The 474-nt window shown below is 61.8% G+C and carries 1 pseudogene; it reads right to left on the reverse strand.

The features are described 5' to 3' along the window. Positions 1-383: pseudogene (locus tag DVK06_RS17535) on the reverse strand (ferrichrome ABC transporter substrate-binding protein); the annotation flags it as partial. Positions 384-474 lie beyond the last annotated feature (91 nt).

Here is a 474-nt window from a genome sequence, read left to right on the forward strand (position 1 = left end):
CCGCTCGCGAGCTTGGTGATTCGACTCTCGTCGAATTCGAGCCCGAGGAGGTCGTAGAACTTGAGCGGCGCGCGTTCGAGGCCGGTGGTCGCACTCGGATGGATGCCGAGCGCCATCCCCATATCGAGGAAGGGCCCGGAGGCGACGCCGTACGTCTCCGGCACTGCTTCGAACGTGTACGGGTCGTTCGGTTCTATCTCGACGGTGTACTGCCCGGCGCTCTCGGTCGTCTGTTCGGTCGTCGTCGACTCGGTGGCGGCCTCGGTTTCGGATTCCGCGGCGGCCGTCGACTCGGAATCCGCGCTCCCGCCCGCGGTACAGCCAGCGAGAGCCGATGCGAAGAGTCCTGCACTTCCTGCGAGTATCTGTCGTCTTCGAACCATATTATTTAGGCCTGCCTAAAGACAGATAACCGTTTCGAAGTTTAGGCAACCCTAATAACGGGGTGTCGCACGACAATGTCGGGACACACGC

The organism is Halorubrum sp. Atlit-28R, assembly GCF_003665955.1.
Classification (GTDB): Archaea; Halobacteriota; Halobacteria; order Halobacteriales; family Haloferacaceae; genus Halorubrum; species Halorubrum tropicale.